Source organism: Streptomyces sp. NPDC086835 (assembly GCF_044745705.1).
Classification (GTDB): Bacteria; Actinomycetota; Actinomycetes; order Streptomycetales; family Streptomycetaceae; genus Streptomyces.
This window is the reverse complement of record NZ_JBIVAU010000007.1, coordinates 386,981-410,998: the sequence shown is the minus strand read 5'-3', so window position 1 is coordinate 410,998 and position 24,018 is coordinate 386,981. Positions and strand designations below refer to the sequence as shown.

25 protein-coding genes are annotated in these 24,018 nt (G+C 70.1%); 12 read left to right on the top strand and 13 right to left on the bottom strand.

Annotation, left to right across the window (positions count from 1 at the left end; all coding sequences use genetic code 11):
- Positions 1-97 precede the first annotated feature (97 nt).
- On the bottom strand, positions 98-754 hold the full coding sequence (locus ACIPJI_RS24100; protein WP_402248702.1) for a lytic polysaccharide monooxygenase: 657 nt from the start codon (positions 752-754) through the stop codon (positions 98-100).
- Positions 751-1,590 carry a hypothetical protein gene (locus tag ACIPJI_RS24095; RefSeq protein ID WP_402248700.1) on the bottom strand — a complete coding sequence of 280 codons (840 nt, stop codon included), beginning with the start codon at positions 1,588-1,590 and terminating at the stop codon, positions 751-753. Before ACIPJI_RS24095 ends, ACIPJI_RS24100 begins: the two co-directional genes overlap by 4 nt.
- Positions 1,591-1,932: 342 nt before the next feature.
- Here ACIPJI_RS24095 and ACIPJI_RS24090 point away from each other — a divergent pair, with 342 nt between their 5' ends.
- The 4 genes from ACIPJI_RS24090 to ACIPJI_RS24075 all read left to right on the top strand — a co-directional run bounded on the left by ACIPJI_RS24090 (position 1,933) and on the right by ACIPJI_RS24075 (position 6,629).
- Positions 1,933-3,114, top strand: coding sequence for an ROK family protein (locus tag ACIPJI_RS24090; protein ID WP_402248698.1), 1,182 nt, complete (start codon positions 1,933-1,935; stop codon positions 3,112-3,114).
- Between the two features lie 90 nt (positions 3,115-3,204).
- Positions 3,205-4,938, top strand: a complete 1,734-nt coding sequence (locus tag ACIPJI_RS24085) for an alpha-glucosidase (RefSeq protein ID WP_402248696.1) — start codon at positions 3,205-3,207, stop codon at positions 4,936-4,938.
- Positions 4,830-5,762, top strand: a complete 933-nt coding sequence (locus tag ACIPJI_RS24080; RefSeq protein WP_402248694.1) for a carbohydrate ABC transporter permease — start codon at positions 4,830-4,832, stop codon at positions 5,760-5,762. Before ACIPJI_RS24085 ends, ACIPJI_RS24080 begins: the two co-directional genes overlap by 109 nt.
- A 498-nt stretch (positions 5,763-6,260) precedes the next feature.
- Entirely contained in the window at positions 6,261-6,629 is a 369-nt protein-coding gene (locus tag ACIPJI_RS24075; protein WP_402248692.1) for a hypothetical protein, read from the top strand.
- Positions 6,630-6,971: 342 nt separating this feature from the next.
- Here the strand turns inward: ACIPJI_RS24075 and ACIPJI_RS24070 are convergent, their stop codons facing one another.
- The 3 genes from ACIPJI_RS24070 to ACIPJI_RS24060 form a co-directional block, all read right to left on the bottom strand.
- Entirely contained in the window at positions 6,972-7,625 is a 654-nt protein-coding gene (locus ACIPJI_RS24070; protein ID WP_402248691.1) for a TOPRIM nucleotidyl transferase/hydrolase domain-containing protein, read from the bottom strand.
- Between the two features lie 243 nt (positions 7,626-7,868).
- Entirely contained in the window at positions 7,869-8,735 is an 867-nt protein-coding gene (locus tag ACIPJI_RS24065; protein ID WP_402248689.1) for a GNAT family N-acetyltransferase, read from the bottom strand.
- A gap of 79 nt (positions 8,736-8,814) precedes the next feature.
- The gene (locus ACIPJI_RS24060; protein ID WP_402248770.1) at positions 8,815-9,684 is read right to left on the bottom strand and encodes a Rieske 2Fe-2S domain-containing protein; all 870 of its coding nucleotides are present in this window, start codon (positions 9,682-9,684) and stop codon (positions 8,815-8,817) included.
- Positions 9,685-9,991: 307 nt separating this feature from the next.
- Here ACIPJI_RS24060 and ACIPJI_RS24055 point away from each other — a divergent pair, with 307 nt between their 5' ends.
- The 3 genes from ACIPJI_RS24055 (at position 9,992) to ACIPJI_RS24045 (ending at position 11,703) form a co-directional block, all read left to right on the top strand.
- Positions 9,992-10,156, top strand: a complete 165-nt coding sequence (locus ACIPJI_RS24055) for a hypothetical protein (RefSeq protein ID WP_356623706.1) — start codon at positions 9,992-9,994, stop codon at positions 10,154-10,156.
- Positions 10,157-10,193: 37 nt separating this feature from the next.
- The gene (locus tag ACIPJI_RS24050; RefSeq protein ID WP_356623705.1) at positions 10,194-10,619 is read left to right on the top strand and encodes a DUF1801 domain-containing protein; all 426 of its coding nucleotides are present in this window, start codon (positions 10,194-10,196) and stop codon (positions 10,617-10,619) included.
- 115 nt (positions 10,620-10,734) lie between these two features.
- Positions 10,735-11,703: a YihY/virulence factor BrkB family protein gene (locus ACIPJI_RS24045; RefSeq protein ID WP_356623778.1), complete on the top strand. Its 969-nt coding sequence runs from the start codon at positions 10,735-10,737 to the stop codon at positions 11,701-11,703.
- A gap of 72 nt (positions 11,704-11,775) precedes the next feature.
- On the opposite strand, the gene ACIPJI_RS24040 is transcribed toward ACIPJI_RS24045, so the two are convergent.
- The 3 genes from ACIPJI_RS24040 to ACIPJI_RS24030 form a co-directional block, all read right to left on the bottom strand.
- Positions 11,776-12,459, bottom strand: coding sequence for a hemerythrin domain-containing protein (locus tag ACIPJI_RS24040; protein ID WP_402248687.1), 684 nt, complete (start codon positions 12,457-12,459; stop codon positions 11,776-11,778).
- 115 nt (positions 12,460-12,574) lie between these two features.
- Entirely contained in the window at positions 12,575-13,003 is a 429-nt protein-coding gene (locus ACIPJI_RS24035; RefSeq protein WP_402248685.1) for a DUF4383 domain-containing protein, read from the bottom strand.
- A 202-nt stretch (positions 13,004-13,205) separates the two neighbouring features.
- Positions 13,206-14,066 carry a helix-turn-helix transcriptional regulator gene (locus ACIPJI_RS24030; RefSeq protein ID WP_402248683.1) on the bottom strand — a complete coding sequence of 287 codons (861 nt, stop codon included), beginning with the start codon at positions 14,064-14,066 and terminating at the stop codon, positions 13,206-13,208.
- 128 nt (positions 14,067-14,194) lie between these two features.
- Between ACIPJI_RS24030 and ACIPJI_RS24025 the strand changes: the two genes are divergently transcribed.
- A complete protein-coding gene (locus tag ACIPJI_RS24025) occupies positions 14,195-15,190 on the top strand; it encodes an aldo/keto reductase (protein WP_402248681.1) in 996 nt (331 codons plus the stop codon).
- A 91-nt stretch (positions 15,191-15,281) separates the two neighbouring features.
- Here the strand turns inward: ACIPJI_RS24025 and ACIPJI_RS24020 are convergent, their stop codons facing one another.
- The 3 genes from ACIPJI_RS24020 to ACIPJI_RS24010 form a co-directional block, all read right to left on the bottom strand.
- On the bottom strand, positions 15,282-16,319 hold the full coding sequence (locus tag ACIPJI_RS24020; protein WP_402248679.1) for a DNA topoisomerase IB: 1,038 nt from the start codon (positions 16,317-16,319) through the stop codon (positions 15,282-15,284).
- Between the two features lie 150 nt (positions 16,320-16,469).
- A complete protein-coding gene (locus ACIPJI_RS24015) occupies positions 16,470-17,549 on the bottom strand; it encodes a PleD family two-component system response regulator (RefSeq protein WP_307709892.1) in 1,080 nt (359 codons plus the stop codon).
- Complete coding sequence (locus ACIPJI_RS24010) at positions 17,542-17,766, bottom strand: hypothetical protein (RefSeq protein ID WP_310650526.1); 225 nt, start codon at positions 17,764-17,766, stop codon at positions 17,542-17,544. Before ACIPJI_RS24010 ends, ACIPJI_RS24015 begins: the two co-directional genes overlap by 8 nt.
- A 659-nt stretch (positions 17,767-18,425) precedes the next feature.
- Between ACIPJI_RS24010 and ACIPJI_RS24005 the strand changes: the two genes are divergently transcribed.
- The 4 genes from ACIPJI_RS24005 (at position 18,426) to ACIPJI_RS23990 (ending at position 21,093) form a co-directional block, all read left to right on the top strand.
- Positions 18,426-19,151 (top strand): phosphodiesterase, encoded by a 726-nt coding sequence (locus ACIPJI_RS24005; RefSeq protein WP_402248678.1) that lies wholly within the window; start codon positions 18,426-18,428, stop codon positions 19,149-19,151.
- Between the two features lie 141 nt (positions 19,152-19,292).
- Positions 19,293-19,793, top strand: a complete 501-nt coding sequence (locus ACIPJI_RS24000) for a DUF5709 domain-containing protein (RefSeq protein ID WP_402248768.1) — start codon at positions 19,293-19,295, stop codon at positions 19,791-19,793.
- A gap of 160 nt (positions 19,794-19,953) precedes the next feature.
- Positions 19,954-20,535, top strand: a complete 582-nt coding sequence (locus ACIPJI_RS23995; RefSeq protein WP_402248677.1) for a sugar O-acetyltransferase — start codon at positions 19,954-19,956, stop codon at positions 20,533-20,535.
- A gap of 12 nt (positions 20,536-20,547) precedes the next feature.
- Complete coding sequence (locus tag ACIPJI_RS23990; protein WP_307709896.1) at positions 20,548-21,093, top strand: TetR/AcrR family transcriptional regulator; 546 nt, start codon at positions 20,548-20,550, stop codon at positions 21,091-21,093.
- 166 nt (positions 21,094-21,259) lie between these two features.
- Here the strand turns inward: ACIPJI_RS23990 and ACIPJI_RS23985 are convergent, their stop codons facing one another.
- Together ACIPJI_RS23985 and ACIPJI_RS23980 are read right to left on the bottom strand one after the other, a co-directional pair.
- Positions 21,260-22,471, bottom strand: a complete 1,212-nt coding sequence (locus ACIPJI_RS23985) for an acyltransferase family protein (RefSeq protein WP_402248676.1) — start codon at positions 22,469-22,471, stop codon at positions 21,260-21,262.
- Between the two features lie 78 nt (positions 22,472-22,549).
- Positions 22,550-24,013 (bottom strand): hypothetical protein, encoded by a 1,464-nt coding sequence (locus tag ACIPJI_RS23980; protein WP_402248675.1) that lies wholly within the window; start codon positions 24,011-24,013, stop codon positions 22,550-22,552.
- Between the last annotated feature and the right edge of the window lie 5 nt (positions 24,014-24,018).

Below are 24,018 nucleotides of genomic sequence, written 5' to 3'. Positions count from 1 at the left end.
AAAGCAGGGGCCCTGGTCCCACCCTGTGCCCGAAAGCGGGTGGTGGGCCCCGCGGGAGACACGACGTCCCGCGGGGCCCGGTCGGTCCTCGGTGCCTCTAGACGAAGGTGACGTCACTGCACAGGAAGTACTTCTGGTCCATGTGCGACGCCTTCCAGACGGTCACCACGACGTGCCTTCCGCTGTACCCGGACGTGCTGACGTCCGTGGTGTAGTGCGCCTGGTAGGGGTAGCGGCCGGTCTTCTTCACCAGCTCGAGGTCGTCCCAGCCGATCAGCTGGTATTCCGGGTCGAACCCTTGCTTGGTGACGTAGACCTCGAGCCAGTCCGCGCCGTGCCGTGCCTCGTCGTAGAGGTCGACGGTGAAGTCGGAGCCGATGTCGGTGGTGCGCCACGGGCCGGGGCGGTCGAGAGGGCGGTAGTTGGTCTCGCCCTGGCCGCCGGCGCTGCAGATCTGGCCATCGGGGAAGACCTGCTTGTAGTTGTCCCCGGTGTTGTTGGCGTAGACGGCCTTCCACGCACCGATGGCGTTCGGGTTCTCGTGGTAGGTGCGGTAGCACATGGGGTCCTGGGCCTCGTTCGGCTCGCTGTAGCCCCACCGCTGCAAGCAGCCGTAGTTGCGGGTCTCAGGGGCGATGACCGTGCCGTGCGCGGAGGCCGTCGGTGCCGGCGGAAGCAGGCAGAGCAGGCCGGTGGCCAGCACTCCGGCGCTCACGGCCGTACGGCGTAACGGTGTTGCGGGTGCGAGGTTCATGGTGTTCTTCCTTCGCGTGTCGGGGGATCACCGACCTGACCAGGCTCCGGGTAGTGGATGCGCGCCGACGCGGCTGTGGGGATCAGCCGCTCCTTCTCCGTTCCGGTGGACGCCGGCTCGGCGAAGATCATCATGGAGTTGCGTGGCTCGGTGTGGATGGCCCGGTTGCCGCCACCGTCACTCGTGGTCAACGTGCCGGCGTCGTTCGCGGGGCCCGACATGTCGTTGTAGGCGGTGTACAGCTGCGGGTCGAACTCGACCGAGAACCGGTGGCCCTTGGCGTCGTAGGGCACCTTGATGCGGACCGTCTTGCTGTTGACGGGCTCCTTGGCGAAGTTCAGGCTGCTCGGCTTGAGCTTGACCTGGTCGGCCGAGGAGATGCTCTGATCGGTGCGCAGTGAGACGTCGACCCACACGTCGGTCGTGTACTGGAAGGACGACCAGCTCATGGTGAGGTTCGCCGACGAGGCGAACTCGGCGCCGTCCTCCTTGGTGTAGCCGATCTTCCCCTTGCCGCTGCGAGGAATGCTCATGTAGGCGAACGAGTCGTATCTCGTTGTCGGCGCTTCGGCGGTGGCGACCTTGACGTCGTAGAACGAGGAGCGCCGCACCTTGTCGCCCGCCACGGGGCTGCTGGTGTTGAACTCGTGATTGTCGTGCCACCAGGTCTGCAGTTGCGCACTGTCCGAAACAGCGGCGATGCGCCCGGCGCGGGTGCCCGCCGGTTCTGCGGGTCGCTGCCCGCAGGTGCCGTGGAAAGCCGGCCGTGTCCGTGGTCCATGGCCACGGTGCGCCCGGTCGCCGGATAACGTCCCGTCATTTCTTCCTCGTGTCAACGAAATGAACAAGATTCTCGCCAGGAAGTGTGGGCGGAAGCCATGAGGCAACGGTCAAAGTGGGATGAAAAGCAAATCTTGGTCACGCGTAGGCCCTCATCACGGTTATGTAACGCGCTGTTTTTTTCTTGACGCACTAAAACCAGGGGCGACACACTCCCGTCATGAGCAGCCGGCCGCCCGCGCCGGCGGTGACGGAGAAGGAGGAACGATGGCGAATTCCCCGGCCCCCTACGGCAGTGGGTGCAGCCTCCCCGGCGTACGACCTCGGCCGTATCCGGTTCGATGACCATGGGGCGTACGCACCGGCCCTGACCCGACCCCTACGTGGAGGAACCCGTGATGAGCCCGTCCAAGATCCGATTCTCGGAGCTTGTCAGTGAGCAGACCCGTGCGGAGATCTTCGCGACCGTGCTCACCGCGGGGCCCATCTCGCGCACCCAGCTCGCCCAGCGCCTGGGTCTCGTGCCGTCCTCGGTGACCCGGATGCTGCCGCCGCTTCTCGAGCACGACTACCTGCGGGAGAGCGACACCGCTCCGCAGGGCAGGGGACGACCGCAGAAGATGCTGCACGTCAACCCTGACAAGCACCTCGTCGTGGGCATGAAGATCGGTCCTGCACAGGTCTCCGGGGTGGTCACCGACATGGCGGCCAACGTGCTGGCCCGCGCCGAAGAGCCCATCGCCGACTGCACTCCCGAAACGGCCCTGTCCGCCGCGGCTTGTCTGACCGGCAGGCTCCTCGCCGAGGCGCCCGAGGCGGCGGACAGGGTGCTGGGGGTCGGCGTCGGGGTCAGCGGTCACGTCGACTCAGCAGCCGGAACCTGCCGCTACTCCGCACTCCTCGACTGGAACAAGGTCGATGTGGCCGGCCCGCTGCAGGCGGCTACCGGTCTGCCTGTTGTCGTCAACAACGACGTCAACACCCTTGTGGTCGCAGAGCGCTGGTTCGGCGAGGGCCGCGACGTCGACTCCTTCGCCGTGGTGACCGTCGGCCCCGGCATCGGCTGCGGTCTCCTTCTCGACGGTGCCCTCTACTCGGGCGCCACCGGACTCGCCGGAGAGCTCGGCCACTTGCCCCTCGACCCTGCCGGCCCCATGTGCAGCTGTGGCCGCCGCGGCTGCCTCGAAGCCCTCGCCGGCGACCGGGCCGTCCTGCGCCATCTTCAGGACGCCGGCATCCCCTGCGGCGACATCGCCGAAGCCATCGACCTCGCGCGCGGTGAGGGCGGCTCGGCCCGCACCGTCGCCCGCTCCGCGTTCACCGAAGCCGGTACCGCCCTCGGGCGGGGAATCGCCGGCATGTGCAACCTGCTCAACCTCCAGAAGATCATCATCGCCGGGGAGGGCGCGGTCGCCTACGACCTGTTCGGCCCGGCGATGACCGCAGCCATGGAGGCTCAGGCATTCTCCACGGCCGCCCGTGACTGCGACATCCATGTCGACCCCGCCCGGCACGACCTGTGGGCCCGCGGGGCGGCCTGCCTCGTCATCCGTGACGCCGTGGGCGCCGCCATCTCCTGACCCCGAACGGCCGGGAGAGCCCGACACCGGGCTCGGAACACCCCGCAGTTGTCACTTGAAGTAATCACTCGAACGCAATGAGGTTCTGACGTGCCCGTGAACGAAGCCGGTCCTGCCGACTCCTGGTGGAGCGAGGCGGTGGTCTATCAGATCTATCCGCGCAGCTTCGCCGACTCGAACGCGGACGGCATCGGCGATCTGCAAGGCATCATCGAGCGCCTCGACTACCTCACCGAGCTCGGTGTCGACGTTCTGTGGCTCTCGCCCGTCTATCCCTCCCCGCACGACGACAACGGCTACGACATCAGCGACTACCAGGACATCGACCCGTTGTTCGGGTCCCTGGCCGACTTCGACCGCCTTCTCGCAGCGGTCCACGAGCGCGGCTTGAAGCTCGTCATGGACCTCGTCGTCAACCACACCTCCGACGAGCACGCATGGTTCACCGCCTCGCGCGACGGCGGCCCTCACGGCGACAAGCGTGACTGGTACATCTGGCGCCCCGCCCGCGAAGGCATGGAACCGGGCACGCCCGGCGCTGAGCCCAACAACTGGGGGTCCTTCTTCTCCGGCCCCGCGTGGACCTACGACGAGACGAGCGGCGAGTACTACCTGCACCTGTTCTCCCGTAAGCAGCCCGACCTCAACTGGGAGAACCCGGTCGTCCGCCAGGCTGTGTACGCCATGATGCGCTGGTGGCTCGACCGGGGTGTCGACGGCTTCCGGATGGACGTCATCAACCTGATCTCCAAGACACCCGGGCTGCCGGACGGGGTCGTGCACGAGGGCAGCCGCCACGGGGACGGCAGCCCCCACTACATCTGCGGCCCCCGCATCCACGAGTACCTCGCCGAGATGCACCGCGAGGTCTTCGAGAACCACCCGCGCCGGCTGCTGACGGTCGGTGAGATGCCGGGCGTCACCGTCGAGGACGCCAAGCTCTTCACCGACCCCGCCCGCCGTGAGGTCGACATGGTCTTCCAGTTCGAGCACGTCGGCCTCGACCAGGGCCCGGGAGGGAAGTTCGACGTGCGGCCCCTGAAGCTGACCGACCTCAAAGCCAGCCTCGGACGGTGGCAGACCGGCCTCGGCGACACGGGCTGGAACAGCTTGTACTGGAACAACCACGACCAGCCGCGTGTCGTCTCCCGCTTCGGCGACGACGGCACCGCCTACCGCGACCGCTCGGCCAAGCTGCTGGCCACCGTGCTCCACCTGCACCGAGGCACGCCCTACGTCTACCAGGGCGAGGAACTGGGCATGGCCAACGCCCCCTTCACCTCGATCGAGGACTTCCGCGACATCGAGTCCCTCAACCACCACCGCGAGCAGACCGCCCTCGGTGCCGACGAGAGCAGCGTCCTGGCCGGCCTGCGCCACCGCAGCCGCGACAACGCCCGCACCCCCATGCAGTGGGACACCACCCAGCACGCCGGCTTCACCACCGGTACACCGTGGATCGCGGTGAACCCCGACCACCGCCGCGTCAACGCCAAGGCCCAGCTCGCTGACCCCGACTCCGTCTTCCACTACTACCGCCGCCTCATCACCCTGCGGCACTCCGAACCCGCCCTCACCCACGGCGACTTCCACATGCTCCACCCGGACCACGAACAGCTCTACGCCTTCACCCGCCACGATGCGGCATCCGGCACCGAACTGCTGGTCCTCGCCAACTTCGGCGCGACCGACCTCACCGTCGACCTGCCCGAAGGTTGGGAACACAGCGAGACGCTCATCGCCAACGTTCCCGCGACCACACCACTCGGGGCCACGCACACCCTGCAGCCCTGGGAAGCCCGCGTCCACCGCCGCAACGCCTGACGCCCCCACCGCCAACCGGACGGCCCCACGCCTCCCCCCCGCACCGCCCTACCCGTGCACACCCAAGGAACTCTCATGACGAACATGCGCTTCCGTGCCAGACCAGTGCGGACTACCGCACCAACGGGTCCCTGTCCTGGCCCGAGCAGTGGAACTGGGGCATCATCAGCGACGTCTGGGAACGCGTCGACTTCACCCAGAAACTCGTCAACAGCATCCAGATCAGCCTCGGCGTCGTCCTCATCGCTGTCGTCTTCGCCCTGTTCAACGCCTATGCCATCGGTATCGGCCGCGTCCGCCGGCGCACCGCGTTCCTCGTCTTCTTCCTCGGCGTCAACGTGCTGCCGCAGGAGGGCCTGGTCTACCCCATCTACTACCTCTTCAAGGAGATGGGCCTGTACGACGGCAAGCTCGGCTACACCATCCTCGTCGGCATCACCTACAGCGCCTTCGGCACCTACCTGCTCTCCTCGGTGTTCAGCAGCTTCCCCCGCGAACTCGTCGAAGCGGCCTCCATGGACGGCGCCGGCCGATGGACCATCCTGTGGCGCATCGTCCTGCCCATGAGCTGGCCCACGCTGTCGGTGATGTGCGTCTTCTTCTTCGTCTGGAGCTGGAACGAGTTCCTCTACCCACTCGTCCTCCTCATCTCCAACGACAACCAGACCGTTCCGCTCGGCCTGTCCGTCATGCAGGGCCAGTACACCAGCGACCCCACCGCCATGAGCGCCGCGGCCCTCCTCGGCGTGATCCCCATGATCGCCTTCTTCCTCCTCTTCCAGCGCTCCCTGACCCGCGGTCTCACCGCGGGCGCCGTCAAGTAGCCCGCCCCGAAGGCGCCACCGCCGCCCCGGATCCGGCACACAGCCCGCCCCGCTGCCGGATCCGGGGCTTCTCCGCGTCCTGCCGAGGGTGTGAGCGGTTAACGACCGTTCTGACGTGCGGTTTTTGCTCACGCAGTACGTTGGGCGATGCTGCTCGGTATGCAGCCTCGACGCCGCGGTCCAGCCAGATGCCGGTGAGCCCGGCCAGGGCGGCTGAGTTCACATCGCTTTCCAGCATGGGGCCCACGTCGACCGCCTGCGCGGGGTCCCCATTGGTGAGGACGAGTCGCACACCGAGTAGGCGCGAGGCCCACCGCGGAAGGGGTCGCTGGGGGAGCGGACGCGAGCGGTACGGAGGCACTGAGGACGCCGACGGGTCCATGAGATCATCGTGTCCGCGGCCCTGGGAGCGATCTGGCGCTGTCGTCCTGCCGACCACGGCTGAGAGGCTCGACCGGAGCACCGGCGGGCCACGAACTGCGGCACCTGGGGGGAAGCATGGGGAACAGCGGAATTGCGGCAGTGCGCCAGGAGCGCACACGTGCCGAGCGGCTGACCGAAGGACTGATCGTCGCCGTGGCGTCGGCCCTCTCGCTCGGCCTGCTGGCCGGACCGGCAGTCGTTTTCGGCACGACGGCCTGGCACTTGGTCACCGACACCGGCACCACCGCGTTCAGCCGGCTCCCGGTGCCGGTGATCCTCCTCGCCCTCCTGGCATTGCCGCTCGTCCTGGCCCGCGTGGCGTTCCGCTCGGGCCGGCGCAAGGGCAGGGAGCGGCTGACGGCGGCGGTCCCGGCAGTGCTGACGCTGCTCGGCGCGTCCGTCGTGCCGTTCGCGGCTCTGTGCCTGATCTTGTACGCGGACTGACCTCCGGCCACGACGGCCCGCCCTTGCGGCGGAGCAGTCCATGCGGCGGCCCTGCTCCGCGGCGGCGAACCAGGGGCTACCGGAGCCGGCGGCACGGACTGACCATGGCGGCGGGTCCCTCCTGTCGGAGGGGCCCCAGCTGTCGTTGCAATCGACTGTCAGCCCGGCCGGCGGAGCCGCTCAGGTCCAGCGTGGGGCCCCGAGCGTGGACGCTCCGGCGCTCGAAGTGTCGCCGCGCCGGCTTTGTTCACTTCCACGAACGACCCCGTTTCCGACGGACCCGAGGCCCGATTCGGGAACGTCGCACGCCCGCACCGGTGTGACGCCGTCCACCGAGCAAGTTCAGACGTGCGTGAGGAGGCGCTCCAGCGGCCGGGGAACGCGCTCGAGGTCCAGGTGTGCGATCAGCGCCTGCGCGTAGAGCGCCTTGCGGCCGCTGTGCGTGCCCATGAAGCGCCGCAGTTGGTGCTCCACGGGGCGTTCCCGCTGTGCCGGCTGGCCCTGGAAGGTGTGGAAGGGGCGCATCTCGCCCTGGTCCTCGATCACTTGCTGCACTCCATCGGCCCCGAGGGCGCGGATCAGCTCGTCCTCCAGGTCGGCCACGCACGTGTGGAACCTGAGGGTCTCGAGCCCGGCGTGCGTGAGACCGGACCCGAGCCCGACCCGCTCCAGATGGCGCCGGAAGTGCCGCTCCTCGCCGATGTCACAGAGGCCCGCCAGGGGGAGGCTGAGCCCCGGAGGACCGCATACGTCCAGGAAACGCCCGATGTTCGTTGCACCTCCGAGCGGTACCACCGCGACGCCCTCCGCGCCGAGGTCGCGGCCGTGCCGCGTGGCCAGCGCATCGAGTGCGACCTGATCACTGCTGCCCTCGACGAGCACGATCGTCCGCACACCGCCGGCCAGCTCCCGCGCCACGGCGGCCGCTGCATCCGCCCCCGCTCCGCCGGCCGCCCACGCGACCAGCGCCAGGCGGAATCGCCTCAACTCGTCCACGAGACCTCGCTTTCCGACGCCATCCTGGCACGGCCGAGATCCCGTACGCACGTACGTTTTTCCGTGGGTGACGGCTCAAGGAATCGGCGCAGGTGCGGCCTCGGGTGAGCGGTCAGGCGGGCAGCGGGGCGTACGCAGAGATCTCGCGCCCCCGCGCGACGGTGAGATGCGGCGGCTGATCTTCAGTCGTCACACCGGCCTGCGCGTCACGACGCGCTCGACCGGTGATCGAGAATTCGCGGCCTATACGTCCCGGAAGTGGTCCCGGACCTCGGGGCGTTGCTGGAAGCCCGCTGATGTGTAGGTGGCGACGGCGCCGACATTGGAGCTCGGGGTGCAGACGAGCGCGCTCGACGAGCCCAGCGCCTGGAGTGCGGCCGCCGCGGCGACGCTGATCGCCTTGCCGTAGCCGTGACCGCGATGTTCCCGGTGCACGCCCATCGGCTCGAGCAAGCCGGGCTTCCCCGGACCGGCCGACCACACCGTCACCGCTGCTACCGCGTTGCCCTGGTCGTCGTACGCGACCAGGCACCGGGCGTCGGCGTACGGCAATCCGGCCGCCATCGCGTGCCAGCGCTCGTCCGTGAACCTCGACCCGTCGAACGCCGCCCGTTGTACGGCGGCGAACACGTGCGCCTGCTCCGGCCCGACCACCTCGATCCGCACGCCCGGGTCGGCCACCGGCTCCCTGAGGTCGCGGCGCAGCGGCGTCCACGGCTCGTCGACGTCCCAGCCGTCCTCGAACAGCAGATCCTGGACCAGTGCACCCGTCGGCGCCTCGATGTTCGCCTTCCCCTCGGGCAGCACGCCGCGCTCGGGCTCGGTCACGTCGTCGACCAGCTTCTGCGCCAGTTCCTCGTCCCGCAGAGCGTCCGGTGCGATCGTCAGCCGCAGCAGTCCGGGACCGTCCAGCAGCCCCACGGCGAGAATCCGTCCGTCCCGGCTCCAGGTCCTGACCGCCGCGGCGGTCGCTTCCGCACCTGTCCGCCAGAACCAGCCCAGATCCCCCGGATGCAGTTGCATCGGCGCCCCCTCGTACTGCCACTCCCGCAGCACGCCCACAGCCTTGCTCAACCCGTCGATTCCCGGCTTGCCCATCACCATCGCCATACCCCCGATCACACACCACCGCCCAGCCGGTCCGCACCCGGTTTCCGGGCGGCCGGCGTGGCGGGGGTTCGGCCAGGTCCTAGGCGGCGTCGGTCCTGTGCGGTCCGGCGTCCGACTCCAGGCGCCGCAGGCGTGCTTCGATGCGGCCGTCGGTGATGCGGGTGTCGAAGGCGGGCTGCGGTGCCGTCGCGGGGCCGCGTACGTTCCAGCCGTCGGCCAGCCGGAACACGCTGCCGTGCCAGGGGCAACGGACGCAGCCGTCGCTGATCGTCCCTTCGGAGAGCGGACCTCCCATGTGACTGCACGCGTCGGCGAGAACGTGCACGGTGTTGCTGCTCTCCCGCACCACGAGGACCGGCACGTCGTCGACGTGCCGGCGGACCGCTCGGCCGACGGGGAAGTCGGCGACGACGCCGATCTCCTGCCACTCGGACTTCACGAGATGGGGCACCGCTTCCGCGTGGTTGGCGCCCGAAGCCTGCCGGTAGGCCAGGTGGCCGCCGAGCGTGCCTCCGAGTGCGACCGCCGCCAGCCCCGCGAAGCCGAGGGCCTTGCCCAGTCGGGTACGACCCTGTGTCCGGGCGGTGAACGACCCCGCGTACAGCGCCACGGCCGTGATGTTCGCCGCCGCGTGGACGAGTCCCACCCGCATCTGCTGTCGCTGCAGGTCGGCCCAGTCGACCCAGCCCGCCGCGGCCGCCGGGGGGACCGCGGCGAGCCCCACCCCGATCAAGACACGTGCTCCACGGCGCTGCCCGGGAAGCAGGTCGAGCACTGCCGCGGAGAACCAGCTGCCGATCGGCACCTGCACCAGCAGGGGATGGACGGGATGTCCCAGCCACCTGCCGTGCAGGAAGTCCCTGCCGCGTCCCAGAGGAAGCCCGTGCACGGCCCGCTGGACACGGTCGATCACCCGGTCGTTGCGTGGATGGCGCTCCAGGCGGTCCATCGCCGCGAGGAACCGGCCGGGGCCGGCGGACGACGAGAAGAAACGCTTCCGGAGTTCGGACCCATCGCTGCCCGGTGATTCGTCCCATCGGTTCATAGGAGCTGAGTAACCACGGGCGGGAACGCGAAACAGCATCCAGGTGGAGCCCAGGAGGCAGCAGCGTCGCGGGCGGCCGTGCAATTCACCCCACAGGTGCCGCCGGGGCGAAGTCGGAGCGTGTGGTTCTTCAGGCCTACGGGTACGCGGCCGGGACCCGAGAGGGCAACGATGGAGCCGTACACCATCCATCCCAGGAAGGAATTGGGCCATGTCCGATCAGGGAAACGAATTCATGACTCCGGAACCGGAAGAGGAGCCCGACTTCGCGGACGAGCACTCTCGCCCCACCTATGCCGATGAGCCCTCGACGGAGAACCCCGACGAGTCGGTTCCGTCGGGGGAGGGCGGCGACGGGGGAATGGACCCCGCCTGAAAGGCCGGGATTTGATCACGACCGTATAATGAGGCGCATGGCACATCGGCCGTCAGAGAAGCCGCGACTGCTGTCGGGTGGCAATCCGCAGATTCCGAAGGGCGACGGCGACGGACCTGTCCAGGCCTACATCGATGCGATGCCGGGCTGGAAACGCGATGTCGGCCGCCATCTGGACGACCTCGTCGTTCGGACCGTCCCGGGGGTGCGTAAGGCGGTCCGCTGGAACTCGCCCTTCTACGGCATCGAAGGCAATGGGTGGTTCCTCGGTCTCCACTGCTTCACGAAGTACGTGAAGGTGACCTGGCTCAACGGCTCGTCGTTGGATCCACTCCCTCCGGGCGACTCCAAGCACGAGCGCGTGCGCTACCTCGACATCCGCGAGGACGAGGAGGTCGACGAGGAGCTCCTCGCGAGCTGGATCCGTCAGGCCGCCGACCTGCCCGGTGACGATCTCTTCTGAGCGGGCCGTCCCGGCTGCAACCGTGCGCGGCACGCCGAACCCGCAGGACCTTCGATCCGTGCGAGGAGTGGATACCCCTTGTCCTGCCGGGGGTACGCTGAGAGCGGTGTTCCTCATGGAATGGCTGACAAGGCTTCCGGTGATCGCACGGCTGATGCGTACGCATGTGTGGCGATCGTACGAGCGGCTGGCCACGGTTCACTGGGCCCAGCTCGCCGCCGCCATCACCTTCACCAGTTTCATCGCGCTTTTCCCCCTGATAACCGTCGGGGCGGCCATCGGCGCCAAGCTGCTGAGCGACGACCAGCTCGGGAAACTCCAGGACAAGATCGCCGACCAGGCGCCGGGCCTTTCCGACCTGCTGGACCTGGACAACCTCGTCGCTCACGCCGGAACCGTCGGGCTCATCGCAGGCGCGCTGCTGCTCGTGATCGGCATCAACTGGGTCGGCTCCTTGCGCGGGTGCCTGCGCGCGGTTTGGGAGAAGGAGCAGGACCCGGGAAACCCGATCCTGCTCAGGATCAAGGACACCGGGGTGCTGGTCGGTCTCGGCGTGGTCGGGCTGGTCGCGATCGGCAGTTCGGTGTTCGCGAACGCTGCGGTCGGCTGGGCCGCCGACACGGTCGGGATCGAGGGAGGGGCAGGACGGGCGCTGCTGTTCGTGGCGGGCCTGGCCATCGCCCTGCTGGTCAACTTTCTGCTGTTGATCTACCTGCTCACCCGGCTGCCGCAGGTCCATCCTGGCCGACGTGCGGTCGTGGTCGCTGCCCTGATCGGTGCCGTCGGCTTCGAGCTGCTCAAGTTTCTGCTGACCGGCTACTTGCAGGGTGTCGCGGCGAAGAGCATGTACGGAGCCTTTGCCGTGCCGGTCGCCGTCGTCCTGTGGATCAACCTCATGGCCAGGCTGCTGCTGTACTGCGCCGCTTGGACGGCGACAGCGGTGCAATCCGGCGAAGCCGCTGTGGATGAGAGCTCCGGCCCCGGGGGCAGCCCCGCGGTCGGCGACGCACCACAGGGCGCGATGTCCGACGGCGGCGCACCAGCAGCACCGCCCCGCACGGTGCCTCCAGCGCACGGCCCGTGATGCCGAGCGCTGTAGCGGGTCACAACGCAGCCGACTGATGCGTCGCCGCATCACCGACGGGGACGACTTGGCTCAGTGACTCGCCCGTACTCGCCGTCCTGCGAACCAGGCGGTGATCACTGCCGCGCTCACCACCACGGTCGTCCGGACGCCTGAACTTCCGGCGCCGGCCATGACCAGGTCGCGAGCGCGGTCGAACGCGCTCAGCGGGACTCCGGCCAGCACGTTCGCGAGGGGTCGGCGGGGCACGGCCGGGTGGGGACGCGTGGGAGCGGTGCGCCGTACCGTCTCCCACGTGGTGCCCAGGCGCCTCAGCCTCGCGTGGTCATGGCCGAGCGCCTCCTGGAGCCGGGGAAGGAGCAGTTCCTCCTCGTCGCGGATGTCCTGCCGTATGAGGGAGAAGGCTTGGTCGACGAGCTCGTCGTGGCGGGGATCGGCCGGGTCGGTGCGTTCGACGGCGGCGACCAGGTCGTTGATTTCCTGATGCTCCTGTTCGACTCGCGAGGTCAGTTCCTCGCCGTCGTACGCGAGCCGCCGCAGCGCCGGCCACAGCACGGTCTCCTCGGCGAAGGCGTGGCTGAAGGTCAGCTGAATGATGTCCTTCAGCGTTTGCCGCCGCTCCTCCGGCGGCCTGCCGCCGGATACGTAGCGGTTCATGAGGTGGTCGAGCTTGGCGTGGTCCCGCCGTTGCCGGACCAGGACACTGGCCTCGCCGCCGAGCTCCTCGACGCTCTGCTGTGTGATGGAGGTGGACATCGGGGCCTCCTCAGCCCGTGTGGTGGCCGGCCGGTTCCGGCGTCGAGGCGGGGCCGTACCGACCCGAGGCGAAGTGCCCGTCACGGCCGCGACCGTTCCTCGACGCCGGACGATGTCAGCGGCCCCGTGTCGGGTTCGTCCCGCGGGCCAGCAGGAAGCCGAGGGCGATCATGCCGATGCCGAGGACGAAGTGGAGCCAGTTGTCGGCGGTGTTGAGGGGAACGAAGTTGGCGGCGCTGTCCTCGTCGATGATCAGGCCGTACAGCCACAGGGCCAGGTAGATGACCCCGCCGCCGATGAGGAAGGTGCGGGCGGTTGCGGCGGCCCGGGCCATGGCGAGACCGGCGATCCCGAACAGCAGGTGCACGAGGTTGTGCAGGATCGACACCTGGAACAGACCCAGCAGCTTGGCCTCCGAGTGATGCTCGGCGAATTCCATTGCGTCGTAGTTGGTGGTGATCCCCGGGATGAACCCGAGAACGCCGACGAGAAGGAACACCGCGCCGACGAGCATCGCGGCCTGCTGAACGGGTGACCTGGACATTGACGTGCGGAGTGTGGTCATGACGTGCCCTCCAGGGTTCGTCGCCTTCCCTGCTGGTTCCGCGAGTACCCAAGGCGTCTCGAAGGGCACTCCTTGAAGGCGGTGGACCTGTCGACGAAGGTGCTCGTGACCAGGCGACGGGAGGAGAGCTCGCACAGGCGGTGAGCCGGAGCTGTTCACGGCACAGCCGTGCCCGGCCGCTTCACCGGACGGGCGGGCCCGCCGTCCCCGTGGGGAATTCCTCGACGCCCAGCACCAGCAGCAAGTCCAGCCGCTCGCGGGCCTCGGCGTCCGCCGGGGTGAGCACCAGCAGCAGCTGCCCCTGGTCGGGAGTCATCAGGGTCTCGCAGTCCATCAGCAGGCGGCCCACCCGCGGGTGAAGCACGGTCTTGCGGTCGGCGCGCCGGACCGCCACCGCGTGCTCGGCCCAGAGCCGGCGGAAGTCGGCACTCGCTGCCTGCAACCGGTCGACGAGCCCGGCGACCGTGGGGTCGCCGGACCGGCGGCCGGCGGCCGCGCGCAGGTCGGCCACGAGCTGCCGGGCATGGTGCTCGTGCTCCTCGGGCGGGTGGACGGCCCGGGTGGCGGGGTCGGTGAACCAGCGGTCCACGAGGTAGCGCCGGTCGCCCGACAAGCCGGTGTGGTCGCCCGTGAGCAGGACGGCCGCCCGGTTCTGGGCAAGCACCTCGCCCAGGTCGGACAGCACCAGGGCCGGCGTGTCGCCGAGCAGGTCGAGCATGCGCACCAGGCCGGCGCGGGCCAGGCGGGCCACCCCGTCGGCGGGCGGGGGCCGGTGGCCGGCCAGGTGGAACAGGTAGTCGCGCTCGTCGTCGGAGAGGCGCAGCGCCCGGGCCAGCGCGCCGAGCAGCTGGGTCGAAGGCTGACTGCTGCGGCCCTGCTCAAGGCGTACGACGTAGTCCACCGACATGCCGGCGAGCATGGCCACCTCTTCCCGGCGCAGGCCCGTGGTGCGGCGGCGCGGGCCGTCGGAGATGCCGACCTCCGCCGGGCGGATCCCCTCGCGGCGGTGGCGCAGGAAGTCGGCGAGCTGGTCACGTTGCATGGCTCCATGCTCCCTTGCCGCGGGCGAGCCGATCCAGGGAGCGGCTCTCCCATGATGAACGCTCCGCTCCCGTACGCCGCGGCGCGCCCGCAAGGTGGGTGACGGATTCGACGACGAAGGAGAACGCGATGCAGACACGAACCCTGGGCAGCACCGGCCCGGCCGTTTCCGCGCTTGGCCTGGGTGCGATGGGCATGTCGGACGCATACGGCGCGGCCGACCGCGCGGAGAGCATCGCCACCGTGCACGCCTCGCTCGAGGCCGGCGTCACGCTCATCGACACCGGCGACTTCTACGCCATGGGCCACAACGAGTTGCTGCTCGCAGAGGCCCTGCGCGGCCGGGACCGGGACAGCTACCAACTGTCCGTCAAGTTCGGGATGCTGCGCGGACCGGGCCCCGACTTCGGCGGTGCCGACGCACGTCCCGAGGCGGTGAAGAACTTCCTGGCCTACTCCCTGAACCGGCTGGGCACCGACCACATCGACATCTACCGTCCCGCCAGGCTGGACCCGACCGTTCCGATCGAGGAGACGGTGGGCGCGATCAAGGAGATGATCGAGGCCGGGTACGTGCGACACGTCGGCCTCTCGGAGGTCGACGCGGCGACGATCCGCCGGGCGCACGCCGTGCACCCGGTCGCCGACCTGCAGATCGAGTACTCGCTGATCTCCCGCGCGGTGGAGGCGGACATCCTGCCCACGCTGCGGGAGCTCGGCATCGGCCTGACCGCGTACGGCGTCCTCAGCCGCGGCCTCATCTCCGGGCACTGGGCCGCCGGCCGCACCGCCGGCCCCGGTGACTTCCGTGCCGTCAGCCCGCGGTTCTCGAACGGCAACGTGGAACACAACCTCGCCCTCGTGGAGGCCCTGCGCCGGGTCGCGGACGCGAAGGGGCGCACCGTCGCCCAACTGGCCATCGCCTGGGTGGCCGCACAGGGCGAGGACATCGTGCCGCTGGTCGGCGCTCGCACCCGCGAGCGGCTGGCCGAGGCCCTGCCCGCGATGGAGCTGACCCTCACCGCGGACGACCTCGCCGAGATCGAGAAGGCGGTGCCACCGGGCGCGGCGCGCGGCGACCGGTATCCGTCCGCGTCCATGTCCGGCCTCGGCGTGGGGAACTGAGTCCGGCTCTCCGGCGACGCCCGTGCGCGGGGTCGTGCGGGAAGCAGGCACCTGTGCAACGAAGTTCTGCCCCGCACCGCGTGAGCCGGGTCTAGGAGGGGACCTCGGGCGGGTCGTCCGTGCGCAGCATGTGCAGGACGGCCCGCTCGGCGGGCCCCCGGGTGGCGGGAATGCCGTACGCGCCCTCGTCGCCGAGGTGTGGGAGGGCGGCGGCGATGGTGACGCCCTCTTCGTACAGCTCGATCACTCGCGGGTTGATGTAGGAGTTGCGGCAGATCGCGGGGGTGTTGCCGAGGTATCCGGAGACCTCGCGCACCGCGCGGGCGATGGCACGGCGGCGGGCGGTCTCGCTGCGCGCGACGGATTGTGAGACGGCGAGCGCGACGGCGGCCATGACCGTGGCGTGCCAGGTGCGGAAGTCCTTCGCGGTGATCTCCAGGCCGGCGATCTCCTGGAGGTACGCGTTGACGTCGGCGCTGCTCACGTTGTGCCAGGCGGGCCGCTCCCAGTACGCGAGGAGGCGGTCGCCGCCGCCGCGGCGGCGCAGCAGCGCGGTGAGGCTGCGGCAGACGGCGGGGTCGGCGACGGTCTGGACGATCTCCTTGCCGTGCTTGCCGGTGTACGTGAAGAGGACGGCGCCGCCCTGGCAGCAGGAGTGTTCGCGGAGCAGCGTGGTCAGGCCGTAGCTGTTGTTCAGCTCGGTGTACTGGTCGCTGCCTATGCGGAAGAAGCCGAGGTCGAGGAGGCGTACGGCGGTGGCGAGGACCCGTTTACGCGTCAGGCCACGGTCGCCGAGGTGTCCTTCGACGGCCTCGCGTACGGCGGGCAGCGCCTCGGCGGCGTCGAGTACGTGGTCGTGCTTGGCCTGTTCCTGCTCGGCGCGGAACTGCGGGTGGTACAGGTACTGGCGGCGGCCGGCGGCGTCGGTGCCGACGGCCTGGAGGTGGCCGCCTGGTCGGGTGCAGATCCACACGTCGCTCCAGGCGGGCGGGACGACGAGCGCGCGGATGCGGGCCAGCTCGGCGGGGTCGCGCAGCGGCTGCCCCTCGGCGTCCAAGTAGCGGAAGCCGCGCCCGTGTCGTTTGCGGGTGTAGCCGGGATCGGTGGGCCGGCTGTGGTGAAGACGCAACCCCGCCTCCTCGGACGCGATCGGCCGTCGACATGAGCCGATCCTCCTGTTCCACCTCGCCGCAGCGCGTCTCCTCACGAAGGGCGCTGCTGCACACCTCGCTCCTGTCCGGATACGCCGGCCACAAACTCGCCCCGTCCCGACGCTGGTTCACCGGTTTCCTCGGCGTTCGAGGTAGATGGAGGTGAAGACGGCGACCTTGGCGCGCAGCGCCCAGGGATCGAAGGGCTTGCTCATGTAGTCGACGGCGCCGGCGGCGTATCCGCGGGCGGAGTGCTCCGGATCGACACCCATCGCGGTCAGGAAAATGATGGGGACGTCGCGGGTCCTCGGCCGGCGCTTGATGTGGGCGCACGTCTCGTAGCCGTCCATCTCCGGCATCTGCACGTCCATGATGATGACGGCGAAATCGTCGTGGTCGAGCAACGCCTTGAGCGCCTCGCGGCCGGAAGAGACGGTGACGAGCTCCTGGTCCAGTGTCGCCAGCACCGCGGTCATGGCGAGGAGGTTGTCCGCCTGGTCGTCGACGATGAGGATCTTGGGCATGTCCTGCGGCTGCGAGACGGCGGGCAGAGCCGCAGGCCGCTCCACGGCCTCCAGTTGACGTTCGAGGAGGTCGCAGCGTGCCTCGGCGGCGGCACGCTGTTCCCGTGCCTCACGCAGTTCGTTGTCCAGGCGGGAGACCTCCATCTCGAGGTCGTTGCGCTCCTGGAGGAGTTCGGTGACGTCGGAGTGGGCGGCAGCGAGCTTGTCCGCCCGCTCCCGTTCGGCGCTCCGGTCGGCTTCCAGCTGGTTGAGACGTACCTCCAGATCGGCGATGCGGTGCGTGCGGTCAAGGAGCGCGTCGCCCAGGACGTCGCCGCGGACGCTGGAGCGCCGGGACACCCGGTCGGCGTCGGCCAGTTGCTGTTCCAGGAGTTCGACCGCGTGCTTGGGCGAGGAGGCGGCGTCGACCGCCGAGCCGTACAGGCCGCGAACGAACTCGATGGCCTCCGTGGTGACGGCGGTTCCACGGTGCTCGGCAAGGTCCGTGAAGAGGTCCATGATCACTTGCCACGGGGGTAAACGGGTCCCGTTCAGGTAGCGCGAGAACGTCCCGGGATCGCGCCGGCGCCGCGCCGCATAGCGTCGTACGGAGACCTCCATCCCTTCGAACAGCTCCCGCAGCGCCTGGGCGAGAGCGCGGGACGCCTCGGTGAGATCGTTGCCGAGAGGTCGCAGCTCACCCACGGTCTTCCGCCTCTCCGGCGCCGGCACCCGCCGCTTCGCGGCAGCCGGCGGTCTCGGCGGCGATGAGGCGGTTGAAGAAGGGCACCGACAGCCCGGCGGTCGCGAGGCCCGCGAGAACGCTGCGGGGCGTTCCCTCGCCGGCGAGCGCGGTCAGAACTCCCGCGGTCACGCCGCCGATCAGGGCGAGCAGGAACACCAGGGTCGCTCTCTGGGACAACAGAGGCCGGTCCACCACAGATCTCCGTCCATTCAACCCGTGCAGGGGCAACGGGACTTGTCACGCTTCCGGCGGATTGCCGGAGCGGGGAATCACAGAATGGCGGGCAGTGGGGGCGATGCGCTCCGCGACCGGAGAAGAAGTGCAACAGCGATCGCTGTTGGCACCGGGTCCCTCTGCGGGCGGTGTCGGTTTCCGCTGGTCGGAGCGGCGTGCACGTGACCGTTGCCTGGCGTTGCCCTGCAACGCTGCTGACGCGTTGCCGCGGGCACAGCGGAAAACCGGCTCGCGGGCCGTTCGTCCGGCGCCGTCGGCACGCCGCCCGGGCTCAGCGACCGAGCACCGTGGACCGTCGGCCTCCGCCGGTCCGCTCACCGGCGAGCAGATCTTCGAGGGCGCCACCGGAGCCGTCGCCGACGCGCCGGCAGCCCGAGCCGGTCCAGGCCCGGGCGGCGTCACGCCGCCCACCGCCCCGGCCCGCCACACCGACGTCGCCCGGTAGCCCGCGGGAACGCCTCCGGGGCGTAGCGGGGCGCTGCGTCGCCAAGCGCTGCGTTCGGGGTACGTCGGCCCGCGCAGGGTTCACGTTGCCCGGTACGGGCACCCGCGACGGTGTCCGCTTCCCTCGCGACAGGAGCAGATCGTCGTTGACCAGTCACATGTCTCAGGCAGCAACGAAGCTGCCCGTCGGCGTCAGGCTCGCCGCGCGGGCCGCACGCGGCATCGCGCGCCGACGCCGCGCGCCCGCTCTGCACCCCTTCGGTGTCAGCTGCAACGGCGTCCTCGAGATACATCCGGCCGGTCTTCCTTGGGGCGAGCCGTGGCTCGACGACCCGGGCGTCTACCAGGTCCGGCTGCGGTGGTCACGCGCCGCCGGGCTGACCGGGCGGCTGCCGGACGCACTGGGCCTCGCTGTGCGTGTGTACGACGCCGGAGGCCCCGATCGCCCCTTGGACCTGCTGCTGACCAGCAGCGGCAGCGGGCCGCGGACCAGACATCTGCCCAGGCCCCGGCTCGACGCGCTCGCCGGCCCCTACTCCACGTTGCTCGCCTACCGGATCGGCGACCGGGAGGGCACGCTGGCCGCACATCCGGTGGTGACCTCCCCCTTCGCGCCCGGCGACCTCGCAGGTCTGCGCAGAACCCTTCAGGCGGCCCCGGTCACGTTCCACCTGTGCGCGGCGCAGGCAGGGCAGGCGTGGCGCGCCCTGGGGACGCTCACCACAGGGCCGCCCCACGACCTTCCGCCCGAGGAGACCGTCTCGTACGACCCCTGTCTGAACCGCCTGCCGCATCTGCACCCGACCGCCAGGCTCGGCAGGCTGCGGGAGGCCGCCTACGCCGCCTCCAGGGCGGGAAGACGCGCCGACCGTCCACGGTCGTGACCTCGCCCGGCGCCTACGGATGGGTTACAGAGGAAGACAGGAAGAGATCGAGCCGGTCGGGATGCACAGTGCGACCCCGAACGAGCGTCGCGCCGAACGGAGCGGGACCGGCCCGCGGAGAGGAGAACGGAGGCGGTGATGATGACCGAGGGCAGCATGGCGGACGACGTCTATCAGCCGATGGGCAGGAACGAAGAGCAGGAGGACGCCGCACCTCTGGACCTCCAGAACACAGTGGGCGAGCGTAGCTACGACGACATTCTCGACGAGGGCTATTCGCCGCCCGAGCGGCCGCTCGGGGTGGAAAAGACCGGTACCACCGCGTCGGAGCAGCACGACGGCGAGACCCTCGACCAGCGGCTGGCCCAAGAGCTGCCCGACGCCGGAACGGACGAGTCGGACGGCATCGGCGACCTGCCCGGCGGCGAGGGGGAACCGATCGATCCCGAGGCAGGGACCGAACGGGCAGGACGGCTCGTCGCGCCGGACGAGGGCGCCCACCCGGACACCGACAAGGAGCTCTTCGCCTCCGACGTGGGCATCGACGCGGGCGCGGCCGGGGCCGAGGAGGCCGCCATGCATGTCGTGCGCGACAACGACCTCGAACGGTCGGAACGGGACATGGACAGGGGAGGGACGTGAACCCCGGCCGAAGCCCGTGCCGCGGACGCGCGCGGCGGTCGGACGTCACGGCCGTGACCCGGCGCTGCGCATGAAGCAAGCCGGTGCACCGGTCATGCCGGGCACGCTGAAGGGAAGCGGGAGTGTACGAACGTACCTTCTGGGGTGTACGGTCGTACGCATGGCGACGGACCACTTTGCTGACGACCCTCGCACCAACCTGGAGCGCATGCTCGCGGGCGACCTCTACATCGCCGACGACCCGGCGATCGCCCGCAGACAGCAGCAGGCCATGCGGCTCGCCGCCCGCTACCACGCCGCACACCTCGAGGACCCGGCGAAGGCCCGGCCGATCCTCGAAGAACTGCTCGCCTCCGCGGGCGAGGACGTCGAGGTGCGCCCACCGCTGTACGTCGACTACGGCAGCAACATCACCATCGGGGCCCGCACCTTCGTCAACTACAACCTGACCGCGCTCGACGTCGCCCGGATCACCATCGGCGAGGACTGCCAGATCGGCCCGAACGTCCAACTCCTCACCCCCACCCACCCGCTGGAGCCGCAGCCGCGGCGCGACAAGCTCGAGGCCGCCATGCCCATCACCGTCGGGGACAACGTCTGGCTCGGTGCAGGTGTCATCGTCTGCCCCGGCGTGACCATCGGCGACAACAGCGTCATCGGCGCCGGCTCGGTGGTCACCAAGGACATTCCCGCCGACGTCGTCGCCGTCGGCAACCCCGCCCGGCCGATCCGCCACCTCTGAGACACGGCACCCATGGCTACCGGACACACCGACCCGCAGCGGCGCGAACGGATCATCGCCGCCACCCTCGACCACATCGCCGACGAAGGCATCGCCGGCGTGTCCCACCGCAAGATCGCCACCCGCGCCGGCGTACCTCTCGGCTCGATGACCTACCACTTCGCCGGCATCGACGAGCTGCTCCGCGAAGCCTTCACCCGCTTCGCCGACCACTTCGTCGCCGTCTTCGAGCACCACCTGGGCCGCGTCGACAGCCCGGAGCAGGCGCGCGAAGCGGTCACCGACCTCATCCACACACTCTCCGAGGGTCCGCAACGCGACCTGGTCCTCACCCACGAGCTCTACACCCTCGCCGCCCGACGCCCGGAGTACCGGGAACTGACCCAGGCGTGGATGCTCCGCAGCCGGCATCTCCTGGAACGGCACTTCGACCCCGACACCGCCCGCCAACTCGACGCACTCATCGAAGGACTCACCCTCCACCGCGCCCTCGACCGCGCACCGCACGACCGCGCACTCACCCGCGAAGCGGTCAAGCGCATCACCACCACCGCCTAGCAGCGGCCACAGAGCAGCCTGTGGGGGCGCGGCCCTGACACCGCGTCCCCACAGGCACGAGCACGTCACTGCGGGGCCATGCGTGCGGCAGAGGGGCACGCCGTCCTCGGCCGGTGCCGGGTTGCCAGGGTGGGCGTCCTCGGGCTGTACATCGCGCTGGAGGAACTCACCGAGCAGTGACCGCGGTCCCGCCGGGTCCGGGCTCGGGGCGCATGCCGAACAAGAACCGCGTCACCCGGGTCCTGCGTATCGCGTACTCGTACACGACGAGGATCACCGCCAGTGAACCGGCCACGATCGCCGCGTACTTGACCAGGATCGGCGCGGGCCGGCCCACCACCGCGTACGCGAAGGCGACGACGACCGGCTGGTGCAACACGTACAACGGCAGTGCGGCGAGGGTGAGATATCCCCACACCCGTCCACCCCGGCCCGTGGGACGACCACCTCCCCGGGGCCTGTCCAGCAGTCCCAGGATCGCCATGACCCAGCACCACCCCGCCGCCCCGAACAGCGCCCGGGTGGCCAGCGCGAGCGGGCTCCACGCGGTGAACGGGTCGTCCCCCGCCACGAACCCGGGTGCGGACGCGGCGAACAGGGCGAGCCCCAGCAGCCCGACCGGTACGGCGAGGCGGCGCAGGGCGGCGCGGAACCGGGCGTCGTCGGCCAGTGCGTAGCCGCAGAGGAAGAACAACAGGTAGGCCCAGCGGTTCCAGCCCGCGTAGTCCTCCTCCATGCCCAGCAGCGCGTTGAGCAACGCGAGTGGCAGCACGGGCAGCAGAAGCAGTCCGGGCCTGCGGGCCATCGCCGCGGCCGCGTGCTCGCCGGCGACCGCGACCACGCCCGCGACCGGCACGAGGAGCAGGCAGAAGGCGAGGAGGAGCACCACGAACCACAGGTGGCCGGTCTCGAAGTAGCGGCCGTCGAGGACGAACGGGAAGTCACCGAGGTCGAGACGGACGGTGAGGAAGCGGGGCCAGAAACGCCAGTACGACTCGTGGTAGCCGGGGTCCGCCGCCCTCAGCCGCAGCCACTGCGGGAGGGGATTGAGGGCGAGCGAGGCGACGACCAGCGGAACACCGAGGCGCAGCAGGCGTTCGCGGGCGAACCTGCCGGGGCCGCGGCGCCGGATCGAATGCCGGGTGCCGAGGCCGGCAACGAGGAACAGCATCGGCATCGCCCACACCACGCCGAATCCCGCCAGCACCGTGACGGCGTACGCCGTCTCCGCGTTCTTGACGTAGAAGTCGTCGTCCGGCGCGAAGACGAGGGCGGCATGGAAGAAGACCAGGCCGAGAACGATCAGGGCGCGCAGCGCGTCCAGTTCGCGGCGCCGAGGAGCGGGCGCCCGTGGCTCGGTCTCCGTCTCCGTGTTCATGTCCCCCCTGCCTTCGGCCCAGTATGGGAGAGGACGTGCATGGAGGACAGCGTTCCTCCGGGAGCAGGCGGTCCATGGTCACCGTTCGACGGCGGGCCGGAAGACGACGGGCCGGAAAGCGTCCCGTACGTCGGACCTGGCGGTGGAGACGAACTCGTCACCGCCCGGCCCGAGGTCCGTCGGGCCGTAGTACTCGTAGTGCAGGACCCTCGGGCAGCTGCCGCCGCTGATCTGCACCTCGCGCGGGTCGACGCGCTTTCCGGTGCGCAGTTCGTAGACCTTCAGCGGGATCTTGACCTTGTGGAAGGTCACCTGGTGGGGGAGGTACTCGGACAGGTCGTTCTCGTAGTAGCACGTCTCGACGGCGGCGCCGTTCTCCGCCGTGTCCGCGCAGACCACGAGCGCGGCCTTGGCCGGGTCGCTGGTGCGCCAGTCGCGGGGGAGCTTGTCGGTGTATTCGGTGTCGCCGAGGAACAGCGCGCGGTTGGACCCCTTGCGGTACGGCGGGGCACCGCTGTACTTGGCGGGATTGTCGCAGTAGCCGGTCGACGTATCGGTCGTGGCCTCCACCAAGCGGCGTACCGTGTCCAGTTCGATGGCGCGGCCGGCCTTCTCCACGCCGCTGTGTGCCTCTTTCGTCCGTGCGTCGTCCGGGTACTCGTCGAGCAGGCGCTGGTAGCGCGCCCGCGCCTGCTGCCAGTCGTCCTCGTCCATCAGGTCGTCGCCGCATCCCACCAGCGCGGCGGGTCCTGTACGCGCCGCCGTGTCGGCGGACCGGTCCAGTACGTCGCGGGTGGGCTCGCGGTCGCGGAGCCAGTCGGTGATGTCGGCGGTGTCGCAGGGGTCCTTGGTGGGCAGGCCGTCGAGGAAGGCGTCCAGGACCGTCGCGACGGTGTTCTCGTTGCCGGGCTTCCTCAGGACGAGGGCGAGGACCGCGAAGCCCTCCTCCAGGTTCTCGACGTTCCCGTCCCGTCCGGCGGCCAGCGTGGAGGCGGCCCGCTCCAGCCGGTGGCAGGCCTCCACCACCGCATCGCCGGGGTCGACCACCGGTGCGGCAGCCAAGCGGTGGCCGAACCACACCTCGGCCTGCGCGTCCACGGCGGTTCCGCAGTCGCCGCCCTCGCGGGCCTCGTTCACGCGGTCCTCGATCCCGTAGGCGTCGACGCGCAACAGCACGGCGGTCAGCAGCACCGCGACCGTGACCGCCAGGGTGCCCGCGCGCTGCCCGCGCCGTACGACGTGCTCCGCGCGCCCGCGTGCCAGGAACCAGCCGTGGGCGGTGCCGGCCACCCACCACAGGAGCAGCAGGATCTCGCACCAGGCCGCTGCGGCCGAGGCGGTGAGGCCCAGGAGCATGACCGTGCCGAGGGCGGCGAGCGCGGCCAGCCATCGGTGGCCCAGCAGCAGATGTCCGATGCCGAGCAGCGAGGCGTTGCCGAGTGCCGCCGCCACCGGGTCGCACGGCGTCGGCGGCGTCCTGGGCGGCTCCGGCGGTTCCCCCGGGGACCGGAACGGGTCGTGTTCGTGCGTCGGGTGGTCCATGGGTG

Coding starts and splice junctions, on each gene's coding strand:
- ACIPJI_RS24065 (WP_402248689.1), bottom strand. CDS start 8,735: ATGGCGATGGTGATGGGCAAGCCGGGAATCGACGGGTTGAGCAAGGCT.
- ACIPJI_RS23995 (WP_402248677.1), top strand. CDS start 19,954: ATGGCGACGGACCACTTTGCTGACGACCCTCGCACCAACCTGGAGCGC.
- ACIPJI_RS24045 (WP_356623778.1), top strand. CDS start 10,735: ATGGAATGGCTGACAAGGCTTCCGGTGATCGCACGGCTGATGCGTACG.
- ACIPJI_RS24035 (WP_402248685.1), bottom strand. CDS start 13,003: ATGTCCAGGTCACCCGTTCAGCAGGCCGCGATGCTCGTCGGCGCGGTG.
- ACIPJI_RS24060 (WP_402248770.1), bottom strand. CDS start 9,684: ATGGACCGCCTGGAGCGCCATCCACGCAACGACCGGGTGATCGACCGT.
- ACIPJI_RS24075 (WP_402248692.1), top strand. CDS start 6,261: ATGGGGAACAGCGGAATTGCGGCAGTGCGCCAGGAGCGCACACGTGCC.
- ACIPJI_RS24030 (WP_402248683.1), bottom strand. CDS start 14,066: ATGCAACGTGACCAGCTCGCCGACTTCCTGCGCCACCGCCGCGAGGGG.
- ACIPJI_RS24100 (WP_402248702.1), bottom strand. CDS start 754: ATGAACCTCGCACCCGCAACACCGTTACGCCGTACGGCCGTGAGCGCC.
- ACIPJI_RS24050 (WP_356623705.1), top strand. CDS start 10,194: ATGGCACATCGGCCGTCAGAGAAGCCGCGACTGCTGTCGGGTGGCAAT.
- ACIPJI_RS24040 (WP_402248687.1), bottom strand. CDS start 12,459: ATGTCCACCTCCATCACACAGCAGAGCGTCGAGGAGCTCGGCGGCGAG.
- ACIPJI_RS24055 (WP_356623706.1), top strand. CDS start 9,992: ATGTCCGATCAGGGAAACGAATTCATGACTCCGGAACCGGAAGAGGAG.
- ACIPJI_RS23990 (WP_307709896.1), top strand. CDS start 20,548: ATGGCTACCGGACACACCGACCCGCAGCGGCGCGAACGGATCATCGCC.
- ACIPJI_RS23980 (WP_402248675.1), bottom strand. CDS start 24,013: ATGGACCACCCGACGCACGAACACGACCCGTTCCGGTCCCCGGGGGAA.
- ACIPJI_RS24000 (WP_402248768.1), top strand. CDS start 19,293: ATGACCGAGGGCAGCATGGCGGACGACGTCTATCAGCCGATGGGCAGG.
- ACIPJI_RS23985 (WP_402248676.1), bottom strand. CDS start 22,471: ATGAACACGGAGACGGAGACCGAGCCACGGGCGCCCGCTCCTCGGCGC.
- ACIPJI_RS24090 (WP_402248698.1), top strand. CDS start 1,933: ATGAGCCCGTCCAAGATCCGATTCTCGGAGCTTGTCAGTGAGCAGACC.
- ACIPJI_RS24025 (WP_402248681.1), top strand. CDS start 14,195: ATGCAGACACGAACCCTGGGCAGCACCGGCCCGGCCGTTTCCGCGCTT.
- ACIPJI_RS24005 (WP_402248678.1), top strand. CDS start 18,426: ATGTCTCAGGCAGCAACGAAGCTGCCCGTCGGCGTCAGGCTCGCCGCG.